This window comes from Methanomicrobiales archaeon (genome assembly GCA_030019205.1).
Classification (GTDB): Archaea; Halobacteriota; Methanomicrobia; order Methanomicrobiales; family JACTUA01; genus JASEFH01.
This window is the reverse complement of record JASEFH010000002.1, coordinates 181,217-207,119: the sequence shown is the minus strand read 5'-3', so window position 1 is coordinate 207,119 and position 25,903 is coordinate 181,217. Positions and strand designations below refer to the sequence as shown.

Annotated in this window: 21 protein-coding genes and 1 tRNA gene; 5 read left to right on the top strand and 17 right to left on the bottom strand. The window is 63.7% G+C overall.

Going from position 1 to position 25,903, the window contains the following annotated elements:
* Positions 1–31: 31 nt before the first annotated feature.
* The 14 genes from QMC96_02515 to QMC96_02450 form a co-directional block, all read right to left on the bottom strand.
* Positions 32–556 carry a threonyl-tRNA synthetase editing domain-containing protein gene (locus tag QMC96_02515; protein ID MDI6875629.1) on the bottom strand — a complete coding sequence of 175 codons (525 nt, stop codon included), beginning with the start codon at positions 554–556 and terminating at the stop codon, positions 32–34.
* On the bottom strand, positions 553–2,025 hold the full coding sequence (locus QMC96_02510) for a homoserine O-acetyltransferase (protein ID MDI6875628.1): 1,473 nt from the start codon (positions 2,023–2,025) through the stop codon (positions 553–555). The genes QMC96_02515 and QMC96_02510 overlap by 4 nt, the downstream gene beginning before the upstream one ends.
* Before the next feature lie 2 nt (positions 2,026–2,027).
* Complete coding sequence (locus QMC96_02505; protein MDI6875627.1) at positions 2,028–3,323, bottom strand: O-acetylhomoserine aminocarboxypropyltransferase/cysteine synthase; 1,296 nt, start codon at positions 3,321–3,323, stop codon at positions 2,028–2,030.
* A complete protein-coding gene (gene pscS, locus QMC96_02500; GenBank protein MDI6875626.1) occupies positions 3,320–4,681 on the bottom strand; it encodes an O-phospho-L-seryl-tRNA:Cys-tRNA synthase in 1,362 nt (453 codons plus the stop codon). The genes QMC96_02505 and pscS overlap by 4 nt, the downstream gene beginning before the upstream one ends.
* 13 nt (positions 4,682–4,694) lie before the next feature.
* Positions 4,695–4,767, bottom strand: a tRNA-Cys gene (locus QMC96_02495).
* A 533-nt stretch (positions 4,768–5,300) separates the two neighbouring features.
* Complete coding sequence (locus QMC96_02490; protein ID MDI6875625.1) at positions 5,301–7,367, bottom strand: copper-translocating P-type ATPase; 2,067 nt, start codon at positions 7,365–7,367, stop codon at positions 5,301–5,303.
* A gap of 157 nt (positions 7,368–7,524) precedes the next feature.
* Positions 7,525–8,175, bottom strand: a complete 651-nt coding sequence (gene thiE, locus QMC96_02485; protein ID MDI6875624.1) for a thiamine phosphate synthase — start codon at positions 8,173–8,175, stop codon at positions 7,525–7,527.
* Complete coding sequence (gene thiM / locus QMC96_02480; protein ID MDI6875623.1) at positions 8,165–8,974, bottom strand: hydroxyethylthiazole kinase; 810 nt, start codon at positions 8,972–8,974, stop codon at positions 8,165–8,167. The genes thiE and thiM overlap by 11 nt, the downstream gene beginning before the upstream one ends.
* Before the next feature lie 28 nt (positions 8,975–9,002).
* Positions 9,003–9,290: a DUF1894 domain-containing protein gene (locus QMC96_02475; GenBank protein ID MDI6875622.1), complete on the bottom strand. Its 288-nt coding sequence runs from the start codon at positions 9,288–9,290 to the stop codon at positions 9,003–9,005.
* A complete protein-coding gene (locus QMC96_02470; protein ID MDI6875621.1) occupies positions 9,269–9,742 on the bottom strand; it encodes a DUF1890 domain-containing protein in 474 nt (157 codons plus the stop codon). The genes QMC96_02475 and QMC96_02470 overlap by 22 nt, the downstream gene beginning before the upstream one ends.
* 401 nt (positions 9,743–10,143) lie before the next feature.
* Positions 10,144–10,533, bottom strand: coding sequence for a zinc ribbon domain-containing protein (locus QMC96_02465; GenBank protein ID MDI6875620.1), 390 nt, complete (start codon positions 10,531–10,533; stop codon positions 10,144–10,146).
* A 4-nt stretch (positions 10,534–10,537) separates the two neighbouring features.
* On the bottom strand, positions 10,538–10,966 hold the full coding sequence (locus QMC96_02460; GenBank protein ID MDI6875619.1) for a hypothetical protein: 429 nt from the start codon (positions 10,964–10,966) through the stop codon (positions 10,538–10,540).
* Between the two features lie 54 nt (positions 10,967–11,020).
* Entirely contained in the window at positions 11,021–11,311 is a 291-nt protein-coding gene (locus QMC96_02455) for a hypothetical protein (GenBank protein MDI6875618.1), read from the bottom strand.
* A 156-nt stretch (positions 11,312–11,467) separates the two neighbouring features.
* Complete coding sequence (locus QMC96_02450) at positions 11,468–11,938, bottom strand: RDD family protein (GenBank protein MDI6875617.1); 471 nt, start codon at positions 11,936–11,938, stop codon at positions 11,468–11,470.
* A gap of 164 nt (positions 11,939–12,102) precedes the next feature.
* On the opposite strand from QMC96_02450, the gene QMC96_02445 reads away from it, so the two are divergent.
* The 3 genes from QMC96_02445 to QMC96_02435 all read left to right on the top strand — a co-directional run bounded on the left by QMC96_02445 (position 12,103) and on the right by QMC96_02435 (position 15,008).
* Positions 12,103–13,764: a PAS domain S-box protein gene (locus QMC96_02445; GenBank protein ID MDI6875616.1), complete on the top strand. Its 1,662-nt coding sequence runs from the start codon at positions 12,103–12,105 to the stop codon at positions 13,762–13,764.
* 1 nt (position 13,765) lies between these two features.
* Positions 13,766–14,164: a response regulator gene (locus QMC96_02440; protein ID MDI6875615.1), complete on the top strand. Its 399-nt coding sequence runs from the start codon at positions 13,766–13,768 to the stop codon at positions 14,162–14,164.
* Between the two features lie 217 nt (positions 14,165–14,381).
* The gene (locus QMC96_02435; GenBank protein ID MDI6875614.1) at positions 14,382–15,008 is read left to right on the top strand and encodes a PAS domain-containing protein; all 627 of its coding nucleotides are present in this window, start codon (positions 14,382–14,384) and stop codon (positions 15,006–15,008) included.
* 308 nt (positions 15,009–15,316) lie between these two features.
* On the opposite strand, the gene QMC96_02430 is transcribed toward QMC96_02435, so the two are convergent.
* Positions 15,317–15,787, bottom strand: a complete 471-nt coding sequence (locus QMC96_02430) for an Hsp20/alpha crystallin family protein (GenBank protein ID MDI6875613.1) — start codon at positions 15,785–15,787, stop codon at positions 15,317–15,319.
* A gap of 926 nt (positions 15,788–16,713) precedes the next feature.
* Here QMC96_02430 and QMC96_02425 point away from each other — a divergent pair.
* Entirely contained in the window at positions 16,714–18,135 is a 1,422-nt protein-coding gene (locus QMC96_02425) for a sodium/glutamate symporter (GenBank protein ID MDI6875612.1), read from the top strand.
* Between the two features lie 1,706 nt (positions 18,136–19,841).
* Positions 19,842–22,364 carry a cation-transporting P-type ATPase gene (locus tag QMC96_02420; GenBank protein MDI6875611.1) on the top strand — a complete coding sequence of 841 codons (2,523 nt, stop codon included), beginning with the start codon at positions 19,842–19,844 and terminating at the stop codon, positions 22,362–22,364.
* Between the two features lie 664 nt (positions 22,365–23,028).
* On the opposite strand, the gene QMC96_02415 is transcribed toward QMC96_02420, so the two are convergent.
* Both QMC96_02415 and QMC96_02410 read right to left on the bottom strand, forming a co-directional pair.
* Positions 23,029–24,324, bottom strand: a complete 1,296-nt coding sequence (locus QMC96_02415) for a sodium-dependent transporter (GenBank protein ID MDI6875610.1) — start codon at positions 24,322–24,324, stop codon at positions 23,029–23,031.
* A 153-nt stretch (positions 24,325–24,477) separates the two neighbouring features.
* A complete protein-coding gene (locus QMC96_02410) occupies positions 24,478–25,902 on the bottom strand; it encodes an Nramp family divalent metal transporter (protein MDI6875609.1) in 1,425 nt (474 codons plus the stop codon).
* Position 25,903: the final 1 nt, after the last annotated feature.

Below are 25,903 nucleotides of genomic sequence, written 5' to 3'. Positions count from 1 at the left end.
AGCCTCCTCGGTAACTATCACACAAAACGACTCACTCGGGAGGTGCCGCAGCCCCTTCTCCCCTCCTTGCCTGCACCACATCCCCGGAACGGAGGGGGTTATAGCAGTACGGACAGAGAAAGTCGCATTCCCGCCCCTCGTACGGGCAGAGGGTCATCGAGAGATCGGCAAGGGGATGCCCTTTGTTCTTCAGCTCGTACTCCTTGTACCAGCCAAAAGGCGCTCTCTGCACCTCGAGCCCTTCGCTGCGGAGTCCCTGCAGGAGACCGTCGAGGATGAGCAGGGCGACCTCCGGCGACCCCAGGGTGCTCGTGAGGTGGGCGTAGGGAAAGAGCATCACACGGGATACTTTCAGTCTCCCGAGCCGCTCGAGGATGTTCTCCTTTGCACTCTCGATCACGTGGCCCGGGTTCATCTCGTCGAGCTTCTCGATGCAGCAGAAGAGGACGGCGCAGTCGTGCATCTCGCCCTCCCGCTCTCCCAGCTCCTCCGCGATGCGGGTCCGACGGGTCGCCCTGTACCAGATCCGATCGGCGTGATGCAGAAGTATCCTCATGTGCACCGCCCCACCAGGCTGCTGATGCCGTCGCTGGAGATGATCCCGATCACCCTCTGGTCCGCATCGACGACCGGCAGAGCAGAGATGTTGAATTTCCCCATCCTTTTTACCGCTGCCTCGATCGTCTCGTCGGCGGTGGACGTGATGACGGTCCGGGTCATGATCTCTTCCAGACACCGGTGGCGCCCGGCGACCGCTTTCGCGATATCCCAGGATGTGACAATCCCCGCCAGGCGGCCGTCCGCGGAGAGCACCGGCAGGTGGTTCACCTCTCGTTCGATGATCTGCCTCGCGGCATCATCGATGGAGGCGCTCTCGGCAATCACCGGCACATCCTGGACCATGACATCCCGAACCACGGTATGGTTGAGGAAGCGGGAGATCAGGTAGTTCAGCTGACCGGCTTCCAGGAGGAAGGCATCGTGCCCGTAGTTGGAGCGGATCTCGCAGTACTGGACGTCCGCCTCGTTAGCAGAGAGCGCCGAGACGATCTCCTGCGACTGGTACGGGGGATAGAGCCAGTCCGAGGTGATGGAGATGATCAGGAACTTCGATCGGACGCCGGAAAATCCGCTGATGAGCGACCCGTCCTTTGTCAGGTCGAAGTAGTCGATCGCCTTGGTGATGTAGAGGTAGGAGTTGGCATCGAACCGCCGGGTGAACGCGTCTCCCTGGTGCTGCAGGTAGCTCTCCACCTGGAACTCGGCGGAGAAGTCGTAGCCGTACTTCTCGCGAGCCTGCAGGTTCCGCCCGAACTTCGCGTGCATCGACTCGTCCGAGAGGTAGGTGATATGCCCGACCATGCGGGCGAGAGCAAGACCCCGGGAGGGAATAGCCCTGCCATAGTAATCCCCCTGCGCCCAGAATGGGTCCGATGTGATTGCCCGCCTCCCCACTTCGTTGAAGGCGATCTGCTGCGGGGTCGAGTAGGCCGTCGTCCCGATGGCGATCGCCTTTCGCACCCTCTCCGGGTACGAGACGCACCACTGGAGCACCTGCATCCCCCCCATGGATCCTCCGGCCACCGCGTAGAGCTGGCGGATGCCGAGGTGGTCGATGAGCCTCTTCTGGGCTTCCACCATGTCGCGGATCGTGACCACCGGGAACGAGAGGGCGTAGGGTTTGCCGGTCTCCGGGTTGGTGGATGCCGGACCGGTGGACCCCTTGCACCCCCCGAGCACGTTCGAGCAGACGACGAAGTAACGTTCGGTGTCGAAGCCCTTGCCGGGCCCGATGACGATGTCCCACCAGCCCTTCCTGCCATCCTCGGCATGGATCCCGGCGGCATGGGCATCGCCGGAGAGGGCGTGGCAGATAAGGATGGCGTTGCTCTTCTCCCGGTTCAATCGGCCGTAGGTCTCGTAGGCCAGGGTGACATCCCGCAGGACCGCGCCGCTCTCCAGCTCCAGGGGTTCCTCCAGCGCATAGAGGGAGGTCGTTACCGTGCCGACAGAGCCCTTCTTCATGGTCACACGTTCAGGAGCGCCCGATCCAGCTCGTAGATCAGGTCTTCAGGATCTTCAAGCCCGATGGAGAGGCGGATATAGTCATCCGTCACTCCGGTCTGCAGCCGCTCTTCCAGGGTTAGCTGCTGGTGGGTGGTCGTGGCGGGATGGATCACGAGGCTCTTGGTATCCCCGATGTTGGCGAGGTGCGAGAAGAGCTGCACGCTCTCGATGAACCGCACTGCCGCCTGTCTGCCCCCCTTGATCCCGAAGCCGATCAGCGCTCCATACCCTCCGTTGAGGTATCGGGAGGCAAGCGCGTGGTTGGGGTTCTCTGCAAGCCCGGGGTAGTTTACCCAGGCGACCTTCGGGTGATCGGAGAGGTGCTCTGCCACCGCCAGCGCATTCTCCGAGTGCCGCCGCACGCGGAGGGGAAGCGTCTCCAGGCCCTGCAGGAAGAGCCAGGCGTTGAACGGCGAGAGTGCAGCGCCGATGTCCCGCAGGAGCTGCACCCGCACCTTGAAGATGAAGGCGACGTTGCCGAGCCCCGGGACGTTCCCGAAGGCGTCCCAGTACCGGAGCCCGTGGTAACTGGGATCCGGTTCCGTAAACTCGGGGAACTTCCCGTTGTTCCACGCGAACCGTCCCGAATCGACGATCACGCCCCCGATGGACGTCCCATGCCCGCCGATGAACTTCGTGGCGGAGTGGACGACGATATCCGCCCCGTGGTCGATCGGGTGGGCAAGCACGATCCCGACCGTGTTGTCGACGACAAGGGGTATGCCGGCTGCATGCGCGATAGCGGCAATCGCCTCGAAGTCCGGTACGTCCAGCTTGGGATTCCCGATCGTCTCGGCAAAGACGGCGCGGGTTCTGCCGGTGATTGCAGCCCGGAACTCTTCGGGTCTCGAGGAGTCAACGAATTTTATCGTTCTTCCGAGCTTTGGGAATGTGTAGTTGAAGAGCTCGTATGTCCCGCCGTAGAGGTTGTTCGCGGCGACGATCTCGTCCCCCGGGCGGGTGACGGCGAGCAGGGCGAGCGTCACGGCGGACAGACCGGATGCGACCGCAAGAGCCCCCGTCCCTCCTTCGATTGCAGCCATCCTCTTCTCGAAGACGTCCGTCGTCGGGTTCATGATCCGTGTATAGATGTTCCCCGGTTCCTTGAGGGCAAACAGGTTGGCCGCATGATCGCAGTTTTTAAAGACATACGACGTGGTCTGGTAGAGCGGAACGGCCCGGGATCCCGTCGTAGGGTCGGGGGCCTGCCCGGCGTGGACGGCCAGGGTATCCAGTTTGTAGTGTCTCTCTCTCATGATCTCACAAAACCGTACTTTTCTCCAATCTCCACGAACGAATCGGCGAGGTAGCGTATCTGGTCCCAGGTGAGCCCGTAGGTGTTCAGTTTCCAGGTCCGGGTCGCCCCGGCGAACTCGCCGACGATCCCGCGGGACGAGAGCTCGTCGGAGAAGAAGAACCCCCGGCGCTTGTGCGTGCGTGCCACGGTGTCGAAACTGCCCGTGGTATCGACTTTCGTGAGGGTGTTCTTCCGCGGATACTCCGAGAGCACCCTGCTTCCCTCCACGCGGAGGAACCGGTCCAGGAAGTAGTTCGTCTTTCTCAGTTCCTCGTCCCAGTGCTTCGTCCGCTCCACGACGGCGGGGAACGAGGCCATCATCGAGATGAGGGTCGCGCCCATCAGCGTGCAGCCCATCATCTCCACCTCCTTCACCCCGAACTTCCGTCCTGTCACATCCCCGGTCATCCCGGTTGTGCGGAAGACGATGGGGGCCCATTCGTCGGTCGTGGCAAGGATCCCCGAGGGTGCGACGGATGCCATGCTCTTATGCCCGGATCCCACGACGAAATCGGCGCCGATCTCCTTCCCGTCGATCGGCATCAGCCCGACGGAATAGGCGCCGTTGTAGAGGAAGGGGATCCCATACTGCTCTGCCACTCTCGCGATCCCGCGAACGTCGTGCTCGTTGGCGAACTGGTAGTCGAAGTGGTCGATCAGGATCAGCTTCGGCAGCGATCCGCTCTCCCGCAGGACATCCTCGATCTTATCGGCCGTGGCGTCGGCAGTCACCAGGTTCCGTTCATCGAGCGGCACTTCCCTGACGACGGCGCCCGCCTGCTCGATCGCCAGGAACTCCGTGTAGTGAGCCAGGGCCGAGACGATCACCGTATCCCCTCTACCGGCCAGCGCGGAGACCACCGCCTGGAACCCTCGCCGCGCACCCGGTACAACCCGTGCCTGTTCCATGCCGACGAACCGCGCCAGATCCGCGTGGAAGCCAGCGATGTCGGGGCGGGTGATCCTGTCCAGGCGGAAGGGTTTCCGGCAGAAGTCACAGGTGGAGTAGCCATCCCCGTACGCGATCACCGCCTTCCGTGCCGCCGCCGTGAGGCGTCCTCCCCGCTGGATCGGGTGGATGTTGATGGACCCCTCCTCGCGTGTGCGGATGTCGATGCCGTCTGCAATTTTCGGGGGTTTCGGCTTCCCCTGCCCGCTCTCCAGATCTGCGACGGCTCCTTTGAGATCGGCCAAAAGACGGGAGAACTCGCACTCCTGATCCGGTGTAAGCCCGTCGGGCGTGGACTGGCGGAAGATCTCGCGGATATCCTCGAGGATAAACTCCGCCTCGAACAGTTTCTGGACGCGCGTATTCATGCAGGGCCTCGAGAGCCAGGGGTGAGAGTTGAACTCACGGGGATCTGATCTGCAGTCAGACGCATCAGCCGCTCTGCCACCCCGGCAGTTCACAATCGAGATTCACAATTGTGATTTATACGTTGCAGATGAACCTATATAAAGGTATTCCTGATCCCCGAGCCTGGCCGTATCTGCGGTTCGAACAACCTGTGGTTTCGCCCGGGATGGTTCTTTGTAAAAGTGCTACGGGGCTGTCGACGGGAACGATTCGACACCCTTAGTAGCCGTATGCAGGCTGTGGCGATGGTTTTACAGAATTTTACCGGACGAGCAGCGGAACCTGCGGAGAGGATCTGATTCATAGATCATGGTATTCATCCTGGTGATCATGCCGGTGGATCCTCCATGTCAACCCTGACTTATTGTCGTTTCGTCACACCAAAGTGCGTGCCCTCGATCGAGCCTTCTTCTTTGAGGAACTTCTCTGGATCCCTCTGCCAGCATCCGGACGTCTGAAAGGAGTACTCCCTAGCTGCTCTCTGCGATGGATACCCCCTCTTTTATCGCTCTCAAGCATATCGGACATAATTCTTACTATCGGGTGCATCCTTCGAGCCACGACGTCCCTAGTGCAGGGCTACCGATGCAGCAGCCTTGCGTTGATCGCCACGAGAACAGTGCTCGCGCTCATCAGGATCGCCCCGACCGCCGGCGTGAGGACGATCCCGTATCCGCTCGCCACCCCGGCCGCGAGCGGGATGGCGATGGTATTGTATCCCGTCGCCCAGAAGAGGTTCTGCGCCATCTTGGCATAGGTCCGCTTCGAGAGATCGATGATCGCCACGGCGTCGCGGGGGTCGTTTCGCACCAGCACGATATCCGCGCTCTCGACAGCGACATCGGTGCCGGCCCCGATCGCGATCCCCACGTCCGCCTGGACGAGCGCCGGGGCGTCGTTGATACCGTCGCCGACCATCGCCACCACGTGGTCCTCCTGCACCTCGCGGATCTTCTCCGCCTTCTCGTGCGGCAGCACCTCGGCGAAGAACAGGTCCAGCCCCAGCTCGCCGGCCACCCATTCCGCAACGTGGCGGTTATCGCCGGTCAGCATCATGCACTGGATCCCCATCTCTTTCAGCCTCGCGATCGCCTCCCGGGACTCACGGCGGATGATGTCGGCGAGTGCGAGAGCCCCGAGCAGGCTGCCATCCCCGAGCAGGAAGACGACCGTCTTGCCCTGCCGCTGCAGCCGCTCCACCCGCTCGTCCGTGACCGCGATCTTCTCCTCTTCAAGGTAGCCCGGGCTCACGACCCTCAGATGCCGCCCGGCAGCGTATGCCTCGACCCCTTTACCGGGGATCGCCCGGAACCCCTCCGGAACTGCCAGCTCCAGCCCTCTCTCGACGGAGGCCCGCAGGATGCCCTGCGCGATCGGGTGCCCGGACCGCGCCTCGAGGGATGCTGCCAGCCGCAGCACCTCGTTCCCGTCCAGGTCGCCGAACGCCAGGATATCCGTCACCCCGAACCGACCCTCGGTCAGGGTGCCGGTCTTGTCGAAGAGGACGGCCGTGATCTCCCGGGCCCGCTCGAACGCCTGCCGCTCGCGGATCAGGAACCCTGCCTGCGCAGCGAGGGCGGTCGAGACCGCGACCACCAGGGGGACGGCGAGGCCGAGCGCATGGGGGCAGGCGATCACCATCACCGTCGCCGCCCGTTCGACGGCATATCCAGGATCCCGGAGAAGGAACATCCAGGCGATAAACGTCAGTGCGCCGACGGACAGAGCGATCACCACGAGGTAGAAGGCCGCCCGGTTCGCGAGGTCCTGCGTGCGGGACTTGCTCTCCTGGGCCCGGCGCACCAGCTCGATCACCTGGTTCAGGTAGGTATCCGCGCCCACCTTTCGCACCTCCACGACGAGCGAGCCCTCCCCGTTGATCGAGCCCCCGATCACCGCCGCTCCCGCCCGTTTGGCGACCGGTCGCGACTCCCCGGTCAGCATCGCCTCGTTCACGCTGGACTCGCCGTCGATCACCACGCCGTCGACGGGGATCTTCTCGCCGGGCTTCACCAGCACGCGGTCGTGGACGGCCAGCACCTCGATCCGCACATCCTCGGTCGCGCCATCCGTGAGACGGTGCGCCTCCTGCGGCAGGATCCGCACCAGCTCCTCCAGGGCCCGGGACGCCCCGAGCACCGACCGCATCTCGATCCAGTGCCCGAGCAGCATGATGTCGATCAGGGTCGCGAGCTCCCAGAAGAACCCCTCGCCCGGTACACCGAAGACCACTGCGGCGCTGTAGACGTAGGCAACGGTGATCGCGACCGCAATCAGGGTCATCATGCCCGGCAATCGCGCCTTCAGCTCATCGACGATTCCCCGCAGGAACGGGTAGCCGCCGTAAGTATAGACGACGGAGGCGAGGGCGAGTACGATGTAGTCTGCATAGGGAACATCGGCCTTGAACCCGAACAGCATCTGGATGGTCGGGGAGAGGACGAGAATGGGGATCGTGAGGACGAGCGAGACGACGAACCGGCGCTTATAGTCCGCGAGCGCGTGCCGGTGCCCGCCGTCCGCCCCGTGCGTCTTCGGGGGCTCCTGCCGGACGCCCTCTATCGGTTGCGTCCTGAACTGCTGCCCCGCACCTTCAGTGGGGGCATGGGGACCGTGTGCATGGCGGCGGGCGGGATCGCGCTCCATCGCTCCTACCTGTGATTGGGCAACGATGTATAGGTATCGGATACGGGGCGCCCGCCCTCACCTGGTAGGGACGACCTCCGCTGCAGAGAACCATCGGCTGCCGCGGGTGCGAGCAGGGGGGGAGGCGGAGCGGGCCGATGCCGCAGAAACGGGAGGATCACCGCATGCAGCCGCGCCGGCGCCGCGCCTTGGTCGAGGCGATCAGCGCTTTCAGGTCCCGTGCAGCCCTTTCCACGTCGTCCTGCCCGACGACCGCCGAGATGACCGCGATGCCGTCCGCTCCGGCGTCGATCACGTCCTCCGCGTTGCGGGGCCCGATGCCCCCGATCGCGATCAGGGGCAGGGAGACGGCGGACCGTATCGCCCGCAGCGTCGACAGCCCCCGTCCGGGACCGGCGTCCGCCTTGGAGCCGGTGGGAAACGTGGGGCTGAGCGCCACGTAATCGGCGCCCTCCTCCTCGGCGCGGATCGCCTCGTCCACGCTGCCTACCGAGACCCCGACGATGAAATGCGGGGGCGCGATCGCCCGGGCGCAGCGGAGCGGAAGATCGTCCTGCCCCAGGTGGACGCCGTCGGCAGCGGCGGCGAGGGCCACGTCCAGGCGGTCGTTGACGATGAAGAGCGCTCCCGCCGCCCGCGTGATCGAGCGGATCTCGCACGCGGCCTCGAACAGGGCCCGCCCCGACATCCGCTTGTCGCGGAGCTGGATCGCGTCCGCACCCCCGTCCACCGCGCGGCGGGCGATCTCCGCATGCGAGAGCCCGCGCGAGATCTCCTCGTCGGTGACCACGTAGAGGTCAAAGTTCATCGGCACCCCTCACCCTCGCGTGCTCTGCCAGGTCGGAGGGCGCAAGACGGTAGATCTCGTCGAAGAGCGCCGTGCGGAACGAGTAGGGTCCGTTCGACATGGGGGCCGCCCGCTCCGCCGCCCGGCCGAAGGCCGCGAGCGCCGCCGCCGACGAGAGGACGCGGTCGTCCGCGACCGTGGCGAACGCCCCGACGATCGAGGAGGCCATGCACCCGGTGCCGGAGAGCCTTCCCAGCATCGGATCGCCATTCTCGACCAGGAGGACGCGCCGCCCGTCGGTGACGACATCGGTCTCCCCCGTCATCGCCACGACGATGCCGCTCTCCCGCGCATAATCCCGCGCAACCGCCACGGGGTCGCCCGTCACCCCCCCGGAGTCGACCCCGCGGACACACCCGCCGCTGCCGGCGACGACCCCGATCTCCCCGGCGTTGCCCTTCAGGATCGCGATCTCCAGCCGCTCCAGGAGGAGCTGGACGGACTGCGTCCGCAGGCGGGTCGCTCCGGCACCGACGGGATCCAGCACGACCGGGATCCCCCGGTCGTTCGCCCGTGCCCCCGCGAGGAGCATGGACTCGATCTGGACAGCGTCCAGCGTTCCGATATTCAGTACGAGGGCATCGGCTGCCGCCGCCATCTCGGCCGCCTCTTCGGGCGCGACGGTCATCACCGGCGCTGCCCCGATGCAGAGCGTGACGTTGGCGCAGTCGTTGATCGTGACGCAGTTCGTGATGTGGTGCAGAAGCGGCCTCTTCGCCCGCACGGCGGCGAGGAGGTCAGCAATTGCCATTCTATCCATACTATCCCCTCTCACACAGCGGTTCTGTCTAGGATCTCCTCTCTCTCCCCTTCTTCCGCACCCTCGCGATCTCCTCCGGGGAGCGGATGCGGAGCAGGTAGGTCCCGTAGCAGGGTTTCGTGAACGGGAAGACGATCGCCTCCCCCTCGATCCCGATGGCGATCGGCGGCACGCCGATGATGTATTTGTCGAAGATCTTGTAGCCGGGGTCCACGTAGTAGACCTCGGCGTAGTGCCCCTCGACGTACTTCCGGCACTCCTGGAAGGTGGCGCCGGAGAGGATGACCTCCTTGTTCAGCTCCTCGATGCACGCCATCCGAACGCCTCGTCGACCTTCTTCTTGAGCTCCATCGGGTTATGGACCGCCACCGCCACGATCGTCTCGCAGGGGAAGTCGACCTGCCCGGCGAGCGTTTCCGCGTTCCTCCCGAAGATCAGCACGATGATCCGTCCGTTCGAGATGTGGCGCATCGTCGCCGCGTACGAGATGCCGGCATCGTTGTGGGCGAAGACGATGACGAGGTCGTAGTCCCGCCGCTTCTCCACGATCTCCTCGATGCAGCGGTCGAGGTCGATCATGCGGGTCACGTAGCACCGGCCCGGATCCGACGTCCGCAGCAGCTGGAGGACGGAGGGGTTGCCGGCCACCGTCACGTCCCGGTCGTGCGTGCGGAGCATGTGCGCGAGGTAGAGCCCGATACCCATCTGGACCGGGACCTCCGGACAGCCCATGAGGAGCAGCGCCTGCTCGTGTGCGGTGTCTGTCATGCAAGTTCCGGAGTGATCTTGGCGCGGAAGGCTATTAGTTGCACGGTCTTACGGGCGGTCAAGGGAGGGCGTCATCAGGGCCTGACAGGGGGGATCGGCGCTGCATTCGTGTCGGGCGTCCCGTTCAGAATACGGCAAGATAACAGGATGGTTTTCCTCTCGTCTCCCGGTGCGGGGCGGCGCAGGATCGGCAGAGCATGGGGAGGGATTCCTCCTCACGCGATGCCACTCTGGGATAGACACGTCTATCGCATTAAGGTGGGAGGCGGATCCAGCGGGGAGGGGGGTCGCGCAACCTCCTCCCCCCTGTGCCCCACCCCCCTGCTGGTACGATAACCCACTCCCGGACCCGGACAGCCCTGACTCCGCGGGTATATCAAAAGAATCCCTGCAACGGTCAACTACCCCCGACTGAAGTCGGGGCATGCTACCGTGCGTGGTGCCATGCTCTTTCTGGGCTTGCGATTCAACCTCTCCCCGGTGTCGGGGGAGCAGACCGCAAAAGACCGGTTGACGGCGGCCCGGGCAGCGATGTTCCTGGCTGCGTTGATGTCGGCGTTCTCGGTATGCCCGCACGCGAGGCATCGGAACGCTGCCTGGTCCGGGCGGTTGTCGGAGTGGGTGAACCCGCAGACACTGCACTGCTGGCTCGTATACGCTCCGTCGATCACCCGGACTCCAACCCGGCGGGTCTTGTACTCGATGAAGGATCGGAGCTGGTGAAACGCCCCCTTGTGGTATCGCTCGCCCCGGCCCTTCGTAACCGTGGTCCGCAGGAGGATGCCCTTCACGTCTTCAAGAGCAATCCCCCGCTTCGTGCCTTCTGCCGATGACGTGGTTGGTGTCGGTCTTAAACCGGTGCTCTCTGCCGGAGATCCGCCGCAGTCTCCTCCTGGCCGACCTGGTCCCGGTCTTCTGGAGGATCCCGCGGAGTCGGCCGTACCGCCGCACCCTCTCGGGGGTCTCGCTGGAGAAGGTTGCCCCGTCGCTCGTGGTGGCGATCGTCACCACGCCGAGATCGATCCCCAGAGACTCGGTGGCTTCCGCGGGTTCAACATCCGGGGTCTCAACAGCCGCGTAGAGCCAGAACGCACCGTCCCGGTAGACGAGACCGGTCGGCTTGACGGTCGCGACCGCCGGGAAGTGCTTGGGCTTGCTGTACCGGAGTCTGATCCGACCATCCAGCGTCCGGATGCTCACCCGGTTCTGCCCAATAGAGAGCACCCGGGCACCGTGGCAGATAGCCCCGTGCTCCCGGACCGAGAGCTCGGCGAGGGACTATTTGGGTTTGCCGAGAACGGCGAGCACCTTGTTCTGCTCCCTGATCGCCTCTTTGGTGCTCCGGTAACTCCCGGCAACCTTGCGTTCAGCAGGCTGGGCCATCTGCGCCGAGAGCCCGAAGGTCTCCCGGACGTGGCGATACAGCCGCTTCTGCAGGCCGATGTGAGAAAACTGGCGTTCGGAAAAGGCAACCCATGAGGCGGCGTTGCAGGCTGCATTGTACCGCTCCACCGTGGCGAACAGCATCCGCCGCTCGTCGGGAGACACAAACAACCGCAACTTCGTCACCGATTGCATGCACCGTCGCGGTTGCCCCTCGCCCGGCGTAAAGAATGCCTCTGCGGGGTGAAATTGGATTGGGTCATACAGAGGGCCGATTCCTCTCCCGACGCAAGGCGGGGGCTCCTCGGCCCGCGATCCTGAAGCGGGATCGCAGCCCGCCCGTCACTCCTTCTCGACCCGGTACTCCACGCCCGCGGGCGGTTCGTACGTGTCCCGGATCACGATCGTGTTCGAGAGGCGGTTGAAGAGGCGCTGCTTGGAGCCCGGCATCGCCAGCCAGCCGATCAGGCAGTCGATCGGGAGCAGAAACGCCTTCCCGAAGCTCTCGATCGCGGCGGCGCCGTAGCTGATCGCCTCCCCGCTCCGCCCGGCCATGCGGATGCTGAGCGCCATCTTGCCCACGGACTTCCCGTGGTAGCCTTCCAGGATCGTCCAGTAGAGGAAGAGGACGATGCTCTGAAGCCCGATATCCGCCGTCGGGAACCCGCCGATCCGGAAGTCCCATATACCGCTCCCCGGGGCAAGGGGGCGGAGCGCCCCGGCCGCGATGCTGTAGACGATCGTGACGATGATGATATCGATCAGCCAGGCCCAGAACCGCGTCTCCCAGCGCGCAAGGGGGATAGTCACCATGTGGCCAGTCTCTCCAGCTCCATCTATCCTCATCCATCCAGATTAAGCCATTGCATCCGCGCACCGGGATGCGGGCCGCCGTCCCCCGAACGGGAGGATCAGTATTATGTAGTGAGGGGGCGATCTTCTCTCCACGTTTTTCATCACGTCCCTCGGTGCTGCGTGTGACGGAGAATCCATCGATACGGAAAACGGCCAGCCGCCCGGACGCAGAGGTGCGGGGAGAGCATATCGCCGATCGCATCGCGGAGCTGGAGGGTGAGATTGCCGCTCTCCGCCGGGAGAACGCCGAGTTGAGAAGGGTGGAGCGGGGGCGCCGCCAGGTCGAAGAGGCGCTGCGGGAGAGCGAGGAGAAATACCGCATGCTCGTGGAGCTCTCCCCCGATGTGATCCTGATCCATATGCAGGGAAAGATCCTGTATGTGAACTCGCCCGGGCTGGAGTACCTGGGAGCCGCCGATCCGGGGGATATCATCGGGAAGGATATCCTGGACATCGTCGATCCCGCCTATCGGGACGTCGTGCGGGAGACGATCGCGCGGGATCTCGAAGGGGTGCTGACGCCCCCCATGGAGGTGAAGATCCGCCGGCTCGACGGCTCCACGGCGATGGTGGACGGGCGGGGGACCCGCACCTGGATCGGCGGAAGGGCGGCAGTCCAGGTATTCCTGCGGGACATCACGAGGCGCAAGCAGATGGAGGAGGCGCTGCGGGAGAGCGAGGAGCTGTTCCGGCGGATGTTCGACCAGTCCCCGCTGGGTGCTGCCATCGTTGCGCCGGACTTCCGCTTCATCCGCGCGAACGCGGCGTTCACCGCGATCACGGGCTACCCGGAGGCCGAACTGCGGGCGATGACATTCGCCGACTTCTCGCACCCGGGAGAGATTCAGGAGGATCGGGAGCAGCTGCAGCGCCTGGAACGGGGGGAGATCGAGGAGTACACCCGGGACAAGCAGTACGTGCGGAAGGACGGGCGGATCGTCTGGGGCCGCGTCTGGATTCGGGTGCTGCGGGACCGGGAAGGGCGGCTGCTCTACTACCTGCCGCTCCTCGAGGATGTCACCGGGCAGAAGAAAGTGGAGCAGGCCCTGAAGCGCTACGCTGCCGAGCTGCGGGAGTATGCCAGGAACCTGAAGCGGTCCAACGAGGACCTGGAGCGGTTTGCGTACGTCTCCAGCCACGACCTGCAGGAGCCCCTGCGGGCGATCGTCAGCTACGCGCAGCTGCTGGAGCGTCGGTACAAGGGGCAGATGGGCCCGGAGGCCGACGAGTTCATCCGCTACATCGTGGACGGCGGGCGACGGATGCAGGCGCTGATCAACGATCTGCTGGAGTACTCCCGCGTCACATCGCGGGGCAGACCGTTCGAGGTCGCCGTCGCGGATGCCGTGCTGGCGGCAGCTCTCCAGAACCTCCGTTCCGGCATCGAGAGGAGCGGCGCCGTCGTCACGCACGATCCGCTCCCGGCGGTGCTGGCGGACCCGACGCAGCTCCAGCAGGTCTTCCAGAACCTGATCGCGAACGCGATCAAGTTCCGGCGGGAGGACGAACCCCCGCGGATCCACATCGCGGCGGAGAGGGACGGCAGCATGGTGCGGTTCAGCGTGCGGGACAACGGGATCGGGATCGAGCCGCAGTACTTCGACCGCATCTTCGTCATCTTCCAGCGGCTCCACGGGCGGGAGAAGTACTCGGGGACGGGGATCGGGCTCGCCATCTGCAAGCGGATCGTGGAGCGGCACGGGGGTGCCATCGGCGTCGAGTCCGAACCGGGGAAGGGCTCCACCTTCCACTTCACCCTGCCGGCGGCAGACCACGGAGAATGATATGGAGCGAAAAGAGATCCTGCTCATCGAGGACGACACGGCGTCTGCCCGCCTCACCGGCGAGGCGCTCCGCGAGTCGGCGGTGCCGTGCACCCTCACGGTCGTCCGGGACGGCATGGAGGCGATGGCGTACCTGAAGAAGGAGGGCGATTTTTCCGGAACTCCCCTGCCCGATCTCATCCTGATGGACATCAACCTCCCTCGGAAGAGCGGCTGGGAGGTGCTCCGGGAGATCCGAGCAGACGCCCGCCTGCAGCATATCCCTGTCGTGGTGATGACGGGAATGGATCCGGGGGACCGCACTCCCCTGGAGGAGCTCGGAATCAGCCGCTTCATCGTCAAGCCCGGCGATCTCGACGGATACTTCCGCTGCATCCAGTCCATCCTGGACGTCATCTGAACACACGTTTCCACCGGGTCTGGTGCCGGGGGATCTGCGGCGGGTGCCGGCAGCCGCTGTTCTCCAGAGGAAATGGTTGCCGGGCCCGAGAAGAATCCGATCCGGAATCTCTTTTGCCCGGGCTTTTATGGGACTGCCGGGCAGGGGATCGCCGGGCTGCGCTCCGGCGACGCATGGATTCTTATAGCTTGAGAGGGGGATAGTAAACCAGGATACTATGAGACAGACCAAGGGTGGTAAGACAGGTCGTGCCGTCTCAGCGCTCTTCGAGGAGATGAGGTTGCACCTCCGGGAACTGTCCGAACTGGCGGGAACGCCATCCCCCGGTTCGGATGCGCGGATTCTGGAGTTGCTCGGCAGGTTCTCGCGGGCGCTCGAAGAGGTGCGTTCGATCTCCCGATCCAGATCTTCGGATCCCGTGGAAGACTGCATATCTCTGCTGAATGCCGCTTTCGAGAACGTGCCAGAAGGCATTATTGTGACCGACAGCAATCCCTGCATCCTGGTGGCGAACGCGGCCGCCGAACGGATCCTGGGAAGGCCGCTGAACCGCGGCATGGACCTCCAGAGCCGGATCGAGCTTCCGTTCACCTACGGCAAGAAGATACCCTACACGCTCAGCGATCTCCCGACCATCTGGTCCGTCTACCACGGGGAGCCGGTCTGCAACGTGGAGATGGTGCTGTCGCGCACGGGAGGGGACCCGCTCCGGATCGTGGCGCACTGCATCCCGATCCTGAACGAGGAGAAGGAGGTGACGGGAGCGGCCACGATCGTCCAGGACGTCACCCGCCGCGCCCCCGCCGGCGGGCAGATCGCGCCGCCGTCTCCGGCGCAGGTATGAATATTTCTGGGCCCTGCAGGAGAGGGTTCACCCTCCCGCCTCTTCGGTAACCGGCACCCCCCCCCATGCCGCTGCGTATCTGACCCATGGCGCCAGCGTGGGAGCGACAGTGCTACGGGCATCCGGCAGACGGTTTCCGGTACTCCGCCGAAGCCGTCTGCTTCAATATCCGGCTGTCCCGTCCACGGATCGATCTGTTTTGTACGAGGATGCTGCCGGGATATGCGGGGGCGGAACGAAGCGTCCCGATAGGTAAAAAGAAAGGTCTCTCGTTGTCACTGCGGACAGGCAGCTCCGCTGCCCGACCCCTATCCCCGGGGTGGGGGCCGCCCGTGCTCGAGAGGGATCTCTCCGCGCATGTCCATGGACTTCTTCAGGCGCACCTCGAGCAGACCCCCGTCGAAGCGGGCGCGGGCACCCTCCGCCGTCACCTCTGCCGGCAGGAATACGGTCCGGATCGGCTGGCGGAGATCGCCCTTCGTCCCGGATCCGCTTCCGCCCTCGATACGCAGCGTCCTGCGGTCGAGGAGACGGATGGCGAGCCCCAGCTCCTGCGACGGAGGAATGCTCACGGCAACCGCCATCTCATCCGGGGACTCCCGGATATCCACGTGCACGTCCCCGCCACCCTCCGCCGAAGACCCGCGTTCTTTGCCTGTCTCCACCGGCTTCCGCGGGATACCGAACGCCTCTTTCTGCTCCCGGAGCCGCCGCTGCACCTCGGGAGCCCGATCGTCGAATTCGCCCCAGATTCCAAAGGGGGTTCCTCTCCACGTCATCACTGTCACACCTTCAGGTAATCACCGAAGATCGATCCACCATACTTCCCGCATCGGTGATAAACCCGCTCTCGTCAACATCCCCCATGCAGTTTCGGGTCCCCCTGCATAGGCAGGAATGGCGGCAATGTCAGATATCGCCTGAAGCGGGACCGGTGCCAGGATCCGATACAGGTTTCTTTGGGCAGCTCCGGCAGCTTCATTCTGCCGCCCGTTGGGATACCCGGACCGTGGAGGGATTGCCTGGCAGACGGAACGGGCCGACCATGGTTACTCCGATGGCAAAAGTCACCCAAACGCTAAATAGATCCGGCCCGATTCTTTCCCGGCGGTTTTTGCTGGACCCTCAGCAACAGATCCGGCGGACTGCCCCAGCTATCGATGAGATAGGACAATCCTCCTTAACTTCTTTTTCTAAGGCCCGGATCTCTCCTTAAGACGTATAAGCACGATGGATTCATGCCCCGTCTCGGGAACGGGAGGCTGGACCGGACGGCGCCGGCAGGAGGGCGCGGCTGTATCCCCGATCATGGAGAAGGTCTTTGCTTCTTTAACAGACTATGCAGCACCATGCAGAATGCAGTTGCTCAACTTCCGATAGTAAGAGGCATAGAAAACGCTTGGGTATCCGGACATCTGGCATCTCGATGCACGGTACCCCGGACTACCGGCAACGCCCCATCCTGGAACGGCCGCTAAAGCACCGTGCCGGGATCATTGCGATGCACTGGGAGCATGCTTCTTCAACGGCAGATCCCCGGTAGTTTCCGGAGGTGAGGCTCTTCGCGGAGGATAGCACTTACCTTCAGGCGTCATTCGCGCACAGCGCTGTGCGCGAATGAGTGCTGCAGGAGACACGAAAACGTTATCCTGAAGATTGCAGTTAGACTCTTCAGAAGCTTCGAACGAAGGAATGCAGGCAGGGAATGAACATGGAAGTGACGATGGTCTCTATCGCCATGGTGGCGCTCCTGCTCCTGCTGCTCCTGGGCCATTTCGTGCGGAACAGGGTGGGCGTTCTGCGCTCTCTCTTTCTGCCGAGTTCGATCGTCGCCGGGCTCCTCGCCGTTCTCATCGGCCCCCAGGTTCTCGGCGCCATCATCACGCACTTCATGGGCCCGGCTGCGCCCCTCGGCGGCGGTCTCCTTCCAGGACAGGTTCTGGAGGTATGGTCAGAGATTCCTGTGCTCCTCATCAGCGTGGTGTTTGCAACCCTCTTTCTCGGGAAGACGATTCCCAACCTGCGGGAGATCCTGTCCATCGCCGGGCCCGTCGTGACCTACGGGCAGGTGGTTGCCTGGGGGCAGTATGTCTGTGGCATCCTCCTCTCTCTCCTGATCCTGACACCCATCTTCGGCCTTCCGCCGATGGCCGGAGCGCTCATCGAGATCAGTTTCGAGGGCGGGCACGGAACCGCGGCCGGCCTATCCCCCTCCTTCACGGCGCTGGGATTTGAGGAGGGTGTTGACCTTGCCCTCGGGCTGGCAACGGTCGGGGTGGTCATGGGAGTGGTCCTCGGGATCGTCCTGGTGAACTGGGCTGTCCGTTCGGGGATCGCAGGGGTCCCCCGGGCAGGGGGCTCTCCGGAGGAGGGAGAGATCTCGATCGAACTCAAACCTGTGAACCCATTTGAAGAGAAAGAGTACCCCGATATCGCCGTCGAGCCCCTGTCCATCCACCTGGGGATCGTTGCCCTGGCAATCGCCATCGGCTGGATCCTTCTCCAGCTCCTCATCTACGGGGAAGAGCTGTCGCGGAACCTGACGGGTTTTCCAGACTTCGAACTGATGCGGTACATCCCCCTCTTTCCCCTTGCCATGATCGGCGGTGTCGTCCTGCAGATTGCGCTCGGCCGCGTGGGGCTGAGAGACCGCGTGAACCGGGCCCTGGTGAACCAGATCTCCGGTACCGCCCTCGACATACTTATCCTCGCCGCCGTCGCCACGCTGTCGCTGGCGATCATCGAGAAGCACTTCATTCCGTTCCTCATCCTTGCCATTACAGGAATCGCCTGGAACACCCTTGCGTTCCTCTACCTTTCGCCCAGACTGATCCGCAGGTACTGGTTCGAGCGGGGCATTCCGAACTTCGGGCAGGGAATGGGTATGACCGCTACGGGCCTGCTCCTTGCACGGATGGCGGATCCGGACGACCGTACCCTGACGGTGGAGAGTTTCGGCTATAAGCAGCTCTTGTTCGAGCCGATCGTGGGGGGCGGGCTCTTCACAGCCGCCTCGCTGCCGCTGATCTTCCGGTTCGGGCCCGTGGCGATGCTGGGACTGACGGCGGCCCTGATGATCGCCTGGCTCCTTGTCGGATACTTCGCGTTCATCCGCGGGCGAGGGTGAAGACGGCCGGGGTGGGATAATATGCGGAAACCCCTTGTCGCCGATTCGACTGCCCTGAAGAAGACCACGCGGCATTTCGCGGCTCTCCAGACCGCTCCCGCTCTTCACCCGGGTGACCTGATAGGGATGCGGATAACGCCATTAAATAATCCGTGCGAGGATCAAGGCTGGTTTTTCCCGCCTATCGTCTGGTGGGAGAAGGCGTTGCAGTCCCTCTCCCCTGCAGTGCGATTCCCGCTCCGGCTGCGGCTGAAATCTTTCCCTCCCCCTCCCACGGAGCTCTGGTTCGGCCGCTGACCCTCCATTTGGAATCGATCTTGGAGATCCAGCGTCCTCCTGCCAAGTACGCCCGCCCTTGCAGCGGGATATACCCCAATGCTGAGGATATTCCTTGTGCTACTCAGGCTTGGAGAGAATTCCGGGCTGATTCTCCAGATGCCTTACACGCCCTATCGCAAGGGGTGAAAGCACCGCCCTGACCCTTCAGGAGAGATTGCCCCTCGAGAATCCTGACATCCAGAATGGGTCTCCTTGCGCCTTCTCGAATGACTCGACAGCGCCCATTCGAGTTATCGTTTTGCATAGCCTATCCTGATAACACGCATGTTTCTTGAGCGCATCCTCGTCTCGCCGGCGATTGCCATCGTTGCGGACATGGTCCCTCTGCATCTGGTCGGCCGCGATCATGCATGGATCATCGTCGCGAGTGCGCTTGCTCCTGACCTGGGGGCATCGGCAGACGTCGTCGATCTGGGAGTTCTCTGGCTTCGGGGGGGAGCTGTATCGCAGTTCTCCCCTCTCTTCCAGGGGCGTTGCATGATTGTGCGGCACTCATTGGATCTGGCATTCTCGCGATGTGCCCGCTCTCGCGGTTGGGGGTGCCCCGTGCAGAGGGTCCATCCTGCCGGCAATCGGGTTCGGTGCACACCTCTTTGAGGATACTCTTGTATACCCCCTGCCTATCGGCGCCTCAGGCCGGTAAGCGACTGCGGCTTCGACCCGCTGCCCGGTATACGGGATTTCTTTCATCCAGGAAATTCAGAGACATTCCCCCTCGGGTTGACGGCCGTCATAGAGGCTGGGACGCTTCGTCTTGCCAAGACAGAAACGCTGCGGATCCTCCCGGGTGGGGCGCAGGGGCCTGAAGCTGTAGGACGCCGATGCCGCCACCAGCCTGGTTTGTCGCGAAGCATCATGAAAACGGATCCCGAAATGCCTGCAGGAGAGCCATGGCAGATTCGGTCCGAGCCGGTGGGAGCGCCGCTCAGTACCGGGATCGGGAAGCTGAAGGCGGCGATCCGATCGATCAGCCGCTTCGCCATCTCCGTGGAAAGTTCGTCATCCCCGGTTGCACCGGCATCCGGGTAACAGTGGGCGCAAGGGAGGTTGCAGCGGTGCGTCAGGTTCCAGGAGATGAGCCGCGGCAAACATTGCTCGTTTTTACTATCCATCTGGTGCATGGGTTCCCCCTGCCTTTTCACTCGTCCTGGTGCATCTGTCGCTGGCACGGTGCCGGTGCAGGCGATCGGAACTGGCATATTGGGATATCGAGGGCCTCTGCCGTTCCCCACGCTCCCGCACACGATCGGATTCCCGCCCTCACCCCCCCCTCTGGTGCAGCCTTGTGTAAAGATGGGCTAACTGTACCGGCATTTCCCGCACGGGGTACGCATAAATAGGAGCACGGGTGTTTATTCTGTACGGCGATGGCTGAGCGAGAGATATACCATGCAATGGACACCGATGAGGTACTCAAACGGCTCGATACAACCCTTCAGGGGATTTCTGCAGAGGAAGCCCGTGCCAGGCTCGAGAGGTTCGGCCGAAATGTCCTCGAGGAAGAGGAGATCAACCGCTTCCGGATCTTTCTCCAGCAGTTCCGGAATTTTCTCGTCTACATTCTCATCGGTGCCGCCGCCATCTCCCTGTTCGCCGCGGATATCAAGGACTTCGGACTCATCGTCGCGATCATCCTGGTCAACGGATTCATTGGATACTGGCAGGAACTCCGTGCCGAGACATCCATCCGGGCCCTGAAGAAACTCACCGAGAGCAAAGTCACCGTCGTGCGGGATGGGCAACGTATCCAGGTGCCGTCCTCGGAGCTCGTCCCGGGGGATGTCATCCACCTCGCAGAAGGGGATCTCGTCACCGCGGACATCCGTCTCTTCGAGAGCGCCGGGCTGATGGTCGATGAGGCGACGCTCACCGGCGAGTCGATCCCGGTCACCAAGGACAGCCGCATCCTCCTGGGCCCCGAGGCGCAGCCGTACGAGATGGTCAACAGCGTGCTGGCAGGCACGACCGTCGTGCGGGGATCGGGAAGCGGATTTGTAGTCTTCACCGGTCACCGCACCTACCTTGCCACCATTGCGGAGAAGGCGCAGGAGTCGTCCCCGGATAGCCCCTTTACGCGGGCGATTCGTCACTTCTCCGTACGGTATGCCGTGCTCCTGATCATCCTTCTCGCCCTGGTCGGGACGATAGGGTTCCTGCAGGGAAGGGAGGCGATCGGCATCGCCTACCTCCTGGTCGCCCAGATGGTCTCCGCCGTGCCGGCGGGGCTGCCCCTCGTGGTCACCCTGGTGATGGTGATCGGGGCGGTCGCCCTCAGCCGCAAGCAGACCCTGACCCGGCATCTCCCGTCCGTGGAGACGCTCGGGAGCGCCACGGTGATCGCCTCCGACAAGACCGGCACGATCACCGAGGGGCGGCTGGCCGTGCAGGACGTTTATGCCCTCAATCCCGACGACCTCGTCCTGGCGGCGGCGCTCTGCAACGACGCCCGCGAGGGCATGGGCGACCCCATCGATGTCGCCCTCTCCCGCTGGGCCGCAGACTATGCTGCGCTGCGGAAGCGCTACCCCCGCACCTGGGTCTTCCCGTTCGATACGTCGATGAAGCTGATGGCAGCGGCAAACGATGTGGGCGGCACACGGCGGTTCTTCATCAAGGGGGCGTTCGAGGAGCTGGCAAAACGCGCGGAGAACCCTGAACGGCTTCCCGAACTGGAGGAGCGGCTCAGGGCGATGGCCGGGGCGGGACTGCGGGTGCTGGCCTTCGGTGCGGGGGACTGGCACGGCGAGGATCCCGATATGTGGCGCTACGATATCGTGGGCCTCGTCGGGTTCCTGGATCCCCCCAAGGAGGGGGTGCGCGAGGCGGTCCTCACCGCTCGAAAGGCGGGCATCCACGTGACGATGATCACCGGCGACTATCCGCTGACAGCCCGGGCGATCGCCGCCGCGGTCGGGATCTGGAAGGAGGGGGAGACAGTGCTGACCGGCAGAGAGATCGAGTCCCTGAGCGACGGCGAACTCTTCGCCGCTCTCAAGACATCAACGGTGCTTGCACGGGTGCTTCCCGAGCATAAGTACAGAGTGGTGCGGGTTCTCCAGGACCGGGGCGAGATCGTCGCGGTGAGCGGCGACGGGGTGAACGATGTCCCGGCGCTGAAGGCTGCCGACCTCGGGATCGCGATGGGCTCCGGGACCGAGGCGGCAAAAAGCGTCGCCAAGATGGTGATCGTGGACAACAACCTGCGGGTGATCGTCGATGCGATCCGGAACGGGCGGGTGATCGTCCATAACGTGCGGAAGGTGATCTACTATCTCCTCTCCACCTCGATCACCGAAGTGGCGCTCATCAGCACGACCATCTTTGCCGGGCTCCCGCTCCCCCTGTTCCCCATCCAGATCCTCTGGATCAATCTGGTGACGGACGGCGTCCAGGACAAGTTCTTCCCGTTCATAAAAGAGGAAGGGGACATGATGAACCGCCCCCCGACGCCTCCCCAGCGGCAGTTCTTCGATCGCCGCCAGATAACGAGGATCCTGCTCTTCGGGCTGGTGATGGGCATCGCCAGCTTCCTGCTCTTCGAACACCTGCTCCGGCAGTTTCCCTACGAGAACGCTGTCGCGATCCTCTTCACCGCATTCGTGGGATTCCAGTGGTTCAACGGCATCCAGGCGCAGAAGGAGCGCGAACCCTTCTTCATGAACGTGCGCCGCAGCCTGACGATCAACCCTCTCATCTTCCTCGGGGTGTTGATCGGGCTCGTCCTGCAGCTGATCGCCATCTACCTGGTTCCCGGCTGGTTCAACGCCGTGCCCCTGGCCCCGTCGCAGTGGGCGTATGTCGCCCTCCTCTCCGTCATCGCCTTTGCGCTCGTGGAGCTGATCAAGTGGGTGGAGTACTGTGTGGACAGGGATGCGAGAAGACCTGGCTGAAGAGGGCCGCCGGGCGATCCTGGCATCGGCTCTGGATGGCACGGGCTACATTGGTGGGGAGCCAGTTCGGCAGAAGGGCCGTCCGGCGTCTTCTCTCAAAGATGCCTCATATCGTGGGGTGACGGTTCGACTTCGCCTCTCGTCCCGCGCATCGCACCCTCTCCCCCGATGGGGTGCATGGCATACCATGGATAGAGCCTCTCCGGAAGGCTGGTCTGGCATACTACGCCACGATATGGCAGGCCCTCAAGACGCAGGCGAGTTCGTACGCCGCCCGTGGAACGGGGCCTGAGGCCCGCTCAACCCTCCTGGCACACTGAACCTGCGGCTCCATGCCATCAAGGCCATCGCAGGAAGGGGTATCGGACAGACCATCCCGGGTATCGTACCAGCGGGGGATGGGGAGGGGGCGCGCCCCCTCCCCCTCTGGCCCCCCTCCCTCCTCAAGTGCGATAGAACCATTTTTTGAAGAGGGAATGGCTGGCCTCTACACTTCAACCCGGCTCGAACCGCTTATGATGATCCTTTGGGGAATCCAGCATCCGATGATTGTATTTCCCCATCTCCGCGGATATAGGCGGGCTTCTCCCATCTCTCCTTTTTGCCAATCCTTCAACAGCGCTGGCCGCATGGAGCGATTCAACGGCCATTATCCTTCGCGCAATTACGCAGTGATCCCGGAGAGCCTGGCGATCAGGGTGACGAGCAGAACGGACGGAATGCAGTAGCGGACCAGGATCAGGTAAACCCGCTGCAGGCTCGCGCTCCCCCCCAGCTCCTCGAAAAGCCGCGCCGGCTCGAAGAACCAGCCCGCGACGATGCTCACGATCAGCCCTGCGACGATGAGCCCGAGCGTCCCGAAGGCGTAGTCGGAGATGTCCAGGAAGGGAACCCCGAAGAGTTCCAGCCGCAGGGCCGTGTAACTGAGGGCGGACGGGAGCCCGAGCAGGAGGATGATGGCGCAGACAAGAAGGGTCGCCTTCTTTCGGGGCATCCCGTACGAGTCGATGACAGTTGCCACCGGAACCTCGAGCATGGAGACCGCGGAAGTGAGTGCAGCAAGGAAGAGCATCAAGAAGAAGAGCGCCCCGAGAAGCGCTCCGAACTGGATCTCCCCGAAGACCGCGGGCAGGGTGACGAACGCCAGGTTCACCCCGGCGGCCGGATCCAGGTTGTAGGTGAAGACCAGGGGAAAGATCATGAGCCCCGCCAGGATCGCGATCAGGATATCGGCGACAACGATGATCGTTGCACTCCGGAACAGGTTCTCCCGCTCCAGGTAGCTCCCGTAGGTGAGCAGGATGCCCATCCCCACGGAGAGGGAGAAGAACGCCTGCCCGAAGGCGGCCGCCCAGACGAGCGGATCGGAGAGGTATGCGAGATCCGGCGTGAGGTAGAACGATATGCCTGCGGGAGCGCCCGGCTGGGCGAGGGAGAAGGCGACGAGGAGCAGGAGGAGCAGGAAGAGGAGCGGGATGATGAACCGCGAGATCCGCTCGATCCCCTCCTGGACCCCGGACCGCACCGTGGCAAACACGACAAGGGCGGAAGCCAGGAAGAAGACGAGGGGGTAGTAGGAGGCGGTGAAGTCACCGAAGTCCACCGGCCGCTGGATCAGAAAGAAGAGCGCGTAGGCAAGGACCCAGCTGGTGATCACCAGGTAGTAACTCAGGATCAGGCCGAGGATGGCGATGATGGCGATGCCCGCGGGGAAGAACCTCCTCCTGATGGCCCGGAAGGCCGGGCCGACCGAGGTCTGCAGGTTTCGCCCGACGGCGAACTCGAGCAGCATGAGGGGCAGGCCGAAGAGGAAGACGGAGATCAGGTAGGGGACCAGGAACGCCCCGCCGCCGTTCGTCCCCACGATGTAGGGGAACCTCCAGATGTTCCCTATCCCCACGGCAGAGCCGATGCTGGCGAGGATGAATCCGATTCCGCTCGACCATCTCTCCCGGGCCATCTCTCTCCAGCACCTGGGTCTGTTCGTATAAATAACCATTCCGTAAGGCTCCTGGTATTCTGGCGCCCGCTTACCGATGCGGCGTTTCCCGGAGACGGGCGGCAGACGATCCGCTCGAACCAGCGGCGACCCCGCCACCGTCGGGCCTGCCCGTTACAGCAGTGCCGCCGACTCGACAGAGAAGTAGTACAGGGCAAAGCCCGAGAAGAAGATCCCCACGACGAGAGTGAGGAGTGCGACCGGCGCTGAGGGCCGGAACTCCTCGGGGAGGGTGCTCCAGTTGAGGTATAGAGTCGCGAACGCGACCACGGGTATGTGGATGGCTTCGACGATGCCGGCCATGATCAGGAACGTCACCGGCTCCGGTATGAAGAAGATCAGGACGATGGGAATCGCCCCCATGAGACCGAACAGGTAAACGCAGCGGTAGAATCCCATCGAGACCCATCTTCCCGCCGCCCGGTACTGGCGGGCGATGAAGATCGATCCCTGCCCGAGCATCCGCGTCCAGCCGTCCAGGTTTGCAACGAGCGTGCTCCAGAACGCGAAGAATGCGGCGAGGATCATCAGCCACGCTCCTGCCGGTCCCCAGACATCCCCGAGGAGCACCGAGAGAACCGCCGTCACCTCCGGCCCCTGGGGAAGGAGACCCTGCGGACGGAGCAGCTCGGCTCCCAGGATCAGCAGGGAGATGAGGAGAACGAGGACAATCGATGACGCGATGGTGGTCGAGACGGTCATGATCCGGATCCACCCCCTGAGGCGCTGCTGCTGTTCGCGGGGAAGAGCGGAGATGTCGACGCTCTCGCCCTCCTCGATGACCGGCACCGCCTCCTCGGGCTCTTCCAGGGTCCCTCTCCGGCTGCCGATGGTGTAATGCGCAGCACCGTATCCCCGGGCCGTGAGCCAGTAGGAGTACCAGATCAGGCCGGCGGCGCCGGACATCATGAACCCGATCCAGGGGAGGACCTCGGTGAAGTCGACATCCGGGGGAAGCGCCGGCACCAGCCCCGCTGCCAGGGGGGCCGCCCCCGTGAATACAACCCCGGCGGTGATAACCAGAGCCACGATGATGACGAGCGCCATCCCGATGGAGGCCCGCTCCACGCCCCGGTACCTCCCGAAGAATACCAGGGCGATGGAGATCAGCAGGGACACGATCGCCCAGAAGGTGAAGCCGCCGGGCACCGCGAGGATGATCGCCGAACTCGCCGCACCGGCCATGCCGACGATCGTGGTGACGGCGACGAAGAGCTGCGGCAGGACGATCAGCCATACTCCCCAGTTGACAGGTCCCGGCAGCTTCCGGATACCCTGGAGGAGAGAACCTCCCGTGACCACCGCATATCTCCCGATCTCGCGGGCCAGAAGCGCCTTGAGGAAGATCGCCAGGATCAGGGTCCAGAGCACTGTGTAACCATAGAGCGAGGCGATCCTCGGCGTGAACAGGAGTTCTCCCGTCGCGATGGCAGAGATCATCCAGATGATCCCCGGCCCCACCCACTGCAGGAGTTCCCACCCCCGTGGAGGGGGTGCCGCGATCTCTCTCTCCCCTGGAGGCCCTGGTGCTCCAGGCATT

Excerpts from the sequence above, each read along its gene's own strand:
- thiM (MDI6875623.1), bottom strand. The coding sequence starts at position 8,974 with ATGGATAGAATGGCAATTGCTGACCTCCTCGCCGCCGTGCGGGCGAAG.
- QMC96_02425 (MDI6875612.1), top strand. The coding sequence starts at position 16,714 with ATGAACATGGAAGTGACGATGGTCTCTATCGCCATGGTGGCGCTCCTG.
- QMC96_02505 (MDI6875627.1), bottom strand. The coding sequence starts at position 3,323 with ATGAGAGAGAGACACTACAAACTGGATACCCTGGCCGTCCACGCCGGG.
- QMC96_02415 (MDI6875610.1), bottom strand. The coding sequence starts at position 24,324 with ATGGCCCGGGAGAGATGGTCGAGCGGAATCGGATTCATCCTCGCCAGC.
- pscS (MDI6875626.1), bottom strand. The coding sequence starts at position 4,681 with ATGAATACGCGCGTCCAGAAACTGTTCGAGGCGGAGTTTATCCTCGAG.
- QMC96_02410 (MDI6875609.1), bottom strand. The coding sequence starts at position 25,902 with ATGCCTGGAGCACCAGGGCCTCCAGGGGAGAGAGAGATCGCGGCACCC.
- QMC96_02475 (MDI6875622.1), bottom strand. The coding sequence starts at position 9,290 with ATGGCGTGCATCGAGGAGCTGAACAAGGAGGTCATCCTCTCCGGCGCC.
- QMC96_02435 (MDI6875614.1), top strand. The coding sequence starts at position 14,382 with ATGAGACAGACCAAGGGTGGTAAGACAGGTCGTGCCGTCTCAGCGCTC.
- QMC96_02420 (MDI6875611.1), top strand. The coding sequence starts at position 19,842 with ATGGCTGAGCGAGAGATATACCATGCAATGGACACCGATGAGGTACTC.
- thiE (MDI6875624.1), bottom strand. The coding sequence starts at position 8,175 with ATGAACTTTGACCTCTACGTGGTCACCGACGAGGAGATCTCGCGCGGG.
- QMC96_02490 (MDI6875625.1), bottom strand. The coding sequence starts at position 7,367 with ATGGAGCGCGATCCCGCCCGCCGCCATGCACACGGTCCCCATGCCCCC.
- QMC96_02430 (MDI6875613.1), bottom strand. The coding sequence starts at position 15,787 with ATGACGTGGAGAGGAACCCCCTTTGGAATCTGGGGCGAATTCGACGAT.
- QMC96_02450 (MDI6875617.1), bottom strand. The coding sequence starts at position 11,938 with ATGGTGACTATCCCCCTTGCGCGCTGGGAGACGCGGTTCTGGGCCTGG.
- QMC96_02515 (MDI6875629.1), bottom strand. The coding sequence starts at position 556 with ATGAGGATACTTCTGCATCACGCCGATCGGATCTGGTACAGGGCGACC.
- QMC96_02510 (MDI6875628.1), bottom strand. The coding sequence starts at position 2,025 with ATGAAGAAGGGCTCTGTCGGCACGGTAACGACCTCCCTCTATGCGCTG.
- QMC96_02470 (MDI6875621.1), bottom strand. The coding sequence starts at position 9,742 with ATGACAGACACCGCACACGAGCAGGCGCTGCTCCTCATGGGCTGTCCG.
- QMC96_02440 (MDI6875615.1), top strand. The coding sequence starts at position 13,766 with ATGGAGCGAAAAGAGATCCTGCTCATCGAGGACGACACGGCGTCTGCC.